Genomic DNA, 2,932 nt, shown 5'->3' with positions numbered 1-2,932 from the left:
CCGACTTGGCGCTCGCGCATCGCCTCGATGCGCCGGGCGAGGTCGCTGCGCGCGGGGGCGAGCGCCGACAGCGCGGCGAGCGCGGGGAGCGGGGCGGCGTCGCGCCGCTGCGCGACCGCGAGCAGGAGCAGGCCGTAGCGCGACACGTCGGGGTGCGCGCGCAGCACGCGGGCCTCGCAGTCGATCTCGACGGCGCGGCGCTGGCGGCGCGCGATCCACCAGGCGGCCGGGTTCCACGGCGTCAGCGCGACCAGCGCCGCGGCGGCGAGCAGCAGCGCCGTGTCGCCGGCGCGCGCGTGCTCGGCCTCGTGCCGCAGCACCCGCGCGCGCAGCGGGCGCTCCAGCCCCAGCGCCCACGACGGGAGGACGATGCGCGGGCGGCGCACGCCGAGCACCGCGGGCCCGAGGTCGGCGCTGACCGCCACCGGGACCCCGTCGACGGCGTCGGCGCGCCAGTCGCGCGCGGCGCGCCGGAGCGTGCGCGCCGCGCGGACGAGGGCGAGCAGCCCGCCGACCGCGGCGCCGATCCAGACCAGGGCGAGCGCGCGGTCGAGCCACGCCAGCCAGTCCACCGCCGGCGTGCGCGCGGCGTGCACGACGACCGCGGGGAGCTCCAGCAGCCCGGGGATCGTGGCCGGCGCGCCGCCGGCGGCGGCGAGCGTGAGCAGCGCGTCGCCCACCACGGGGGAGAGCCACAGCGTCACCGCCGGCAGTGCCAGCGTCGCCGCCAGCGCGACCGCCCACGCACCGCGCGCCGGGCGCCCCCAGAGCCGCAGCGCGCGCTCCGCGCGCGCGGCGGCCAGCGCCAGCGCGAGCCCGCCGGCGACCGTGGCGAGGGTGAGGAGGGCGATCATCCCTCCCTCCCGCGCTTCGCGTCGTCCTCGAGCGCCCGCGACAGCCGCTCCACCTCCGCGGGGTCGAGCGCGCGGTCGTGCACGAGCTGCGCGATCAGCGCCTCGGGCGACCCGTGGAAGAGCTTGTCGACCAGCCGGGAGAGCGCGCTGCGCCGGGCCTGCGCGCGCGCCACCAGCGGGAAGTAGCGGTGGGCCTTCCCCTCGCCCTCGTGCCGCACGACCCCCTTCTGCTCGAGGTTGCGCAGGATGGTGAGGACGGTCGTGTAGGCGAGCGGCGCGGGCAGCGCCTCGCGCACCTCGGCGACCGTCCCCGACCCCAACTCCCACAGCACCCCCATCACGTCGAGCTCGCGCTCGCCGAACGAGACCTCCATGGCGCCTCCTACTAAGTGGATAGTCGAACCTGCGCCGCGTGGAGGCGGCTGTCAACTATCCGCGTAGTCGGTCCGTCAGCCCCCCGTCCGGAGGTACTCCACGCCGTCGATCCGGAGGACGGTCCCGGTCGCGTCTAGGAGGAGCTGGTAGGAGGCCCGCACCAGCGCCGTCGCCGTCCCCGCGCGCTCGAACCGGAGCGACAGGACGCCGCCCCCCGCGGTCCAGGTGAACCGCTGCTGCTCGGCGGCCAGGGCGACGCCGAGGGCGGTGCGCGAGACGGTGAGGCGCTGCCCCGACCCGTCGGCGGAGAAGAGGAAGGTCTGCTCGACCAGCACCCCCGGGGCGCCCGACGCGACGCGCGTCCAGCTGCCGACGAGGGCGGCCGTCCCGCGCGGGACGACCGTCGCGCCGCCAACCGCGCCGCCGGCGGCCCCCGAGAGGGCGGAGGGGGCGAGCACGCCGTCGACGGTGCTCGTGCCGTCGCAGGCGGCGGGGAGCGCGAGGGACGCGAGGAGCGCCCCCACGGCGGCGCGGGAACGGATGGCGGTCGGCATGGCTTACCTGCGCGCGGCGCGCGACGGGTGGAGTGCCCGGGGCCGGAGGCTCCCCGCCCCACGCCCCGGCGTGCAGGGATCGTGCGCGCCCGCCCGGGTATATTTCCGCCCGCTCCCGGCGGCCGCGCGCCGCCCCAGCCGCCACCCCACGCCGACATGCTGCGCAACGCGCTCCTCTACCTCTCGAACCAGCAGGCGGTCTTCCGCTTCGTCCGGCACAACGGCCTCGCCAAGCGCTTCGCCTCGCGCTTCGTCGCCGGCGAGACGATCGAGGGGGCGCTCGACGCGGTCGCGGCGCTGAACGGGCGCGGGATCCGCGCGTCGCTCGACCTGCTGGGCGAGAGCGTGACGAACGCCGGGGAGGCGCGCGAGACGGGGCGCGAGTACGTGCGGCTGCTGGAGGCGATCCGCGCGCGCGGGCTGGACGCGAACGTCTCGGTCAAGCTCACCGCGATGGGGCAGGACGTCGACGAGGCGCTGTGCGTCGAGACGATCGGCGCGGTGCTCGACACGGCGAAGCGCCACGGCAACTTCGTGCGCCTCGACATGGAGTCGAGCGCGTACACGCAGCGCACGCTCGACCTGTTCTACGACCGGCTCTACCCGGCGTACCCGGAGAACGTCGGGATCGTGCTGCAGAGCTACCTGTTCCGCACCGACGACGACGTCGCGGCGGCCAACGCCGCGCGGTGCCGCGTGCGCATCTGCAAGGGCGCGTACAAGGAGCCGCCGGCGGTCGCCTACCCCGAGAAGGCCGACGTCGACGCGAGCTACGTGCGCGCGATGCACGCGCTGATGCGCGAAGGGAGGTACCCGGGGCTCGCGACGCACGACGAGGCGATCATCGCCGAGGCGAAGCGCTACGCGAAGGCGGAGGGGATCGGCCCGGAGCGGTACGAGTTCCAGATGCTGTACGGGGTGCGCCGCGACCTGCAGGACGCGCTGGTGCGCGAGGGGTACAACGTGCGCGTCTACGTCCCGTTCGGGACGCAGTGGTACCCGTACCTGATGCGCCGCCTCGCCGAGCGCCCCGCGAACCTCGCGTTCATGACGGGGAGCATCGTGAAGGAGGCGCTGGGCGGGCGCCGCGCGGGGAAGGGCGCGCCGCCGCCGCCGGCGCGGGCGGCCGGCGACGCGTCGGCGCACTAC

Annotated in this window: 4 protein-coding genes; 1 reads left to right on the top strand and 3 read right to left on the bottom strand. The window is 76.6% G+C overall.

All coding sequences use genetic code 11. The features are described from left to right. The 3 genes from PYV61_RS23360 to PYV61_RS23350 all read right to left on the bottom strand — a co-directional run. A partial coding sequence (locus PYV61_RS23360) for a M56 family metallopeptidase (RefSeq protein ID WP_275836225.1) occupies nucleotides 1-854 on the bottom strand: 854 nt, incomplete at its 3' end. Then, nucleotides 851-1,228: a BlaI/MecI/CopY family transcriptional regulator gene (locus PYV61_RS23355; protein WP_275836223.1), complete on the bottom strand. Its 378-nt coding sequence runs from the start codon at nucleotides 1,226-1,228 to the stop codon at nucleotides 851-853. The genes PYV61_RS23355 and PYV61_RS23360, both read right to left, overlap by 4 nt. A 75-nt stretch (nucleotides 1,229-1,303) precedes the next feature. After that, entirely contained in the window at nucleotides 1,304-1,783 is a 480-nt protein-coding gene (locus PYV61_RS23350; protein WP_275836221.1) for a hypothetical protein, read from the bottom strand. Between the two features lie 156 nt (nucleotides 1,784-1,939). Between PYV61_RS23350 and PYV61_RS23345 the strand changes: the two genes are divergently transcribed. Then, nucleotides 1,940-2,932 (top strand): proline dehydrogenase family protein (locus tag PYV61_RS23345; RefSeq protein ID WP_275836219.1); only part of this gene is annotated, 993 nt, incomplete at its 3' end.

Source organism: Roseisolibacter sp. H3M3-2 (assembly GCF_029211165.1).
Taxonomy (GTDB): Bacteria; Gemmatimonadota; Gemmatimonadetes; order Gemmatimonadales; family Gemmatimonadaceae; genus Roseisolibacter.
The sequence above is the reverse complement of the archived record's forward strand: the minus strand, read 5'-3'. Positions and strand labels throughout refer to the sequence as shown.

Excerpts from the sequence above, each read along its gene's own strand:
- PYV61_RS23350 (WP_275836221.1), bottom strand. The coding sequence starts at position 1,783 with ATGCCGACCGCCATCCGTTCCCGCGCCGCCGTGGGGGCGCTCCTCGCG.
- PYV61_RS23355 (WP_275836223.1), bottom strand. The coding sequence starts at position 1,228 with ATGGAGGTCTCGTTCGGCGAGCGCGAGCTCGACGTGATGGGGGTGCTG.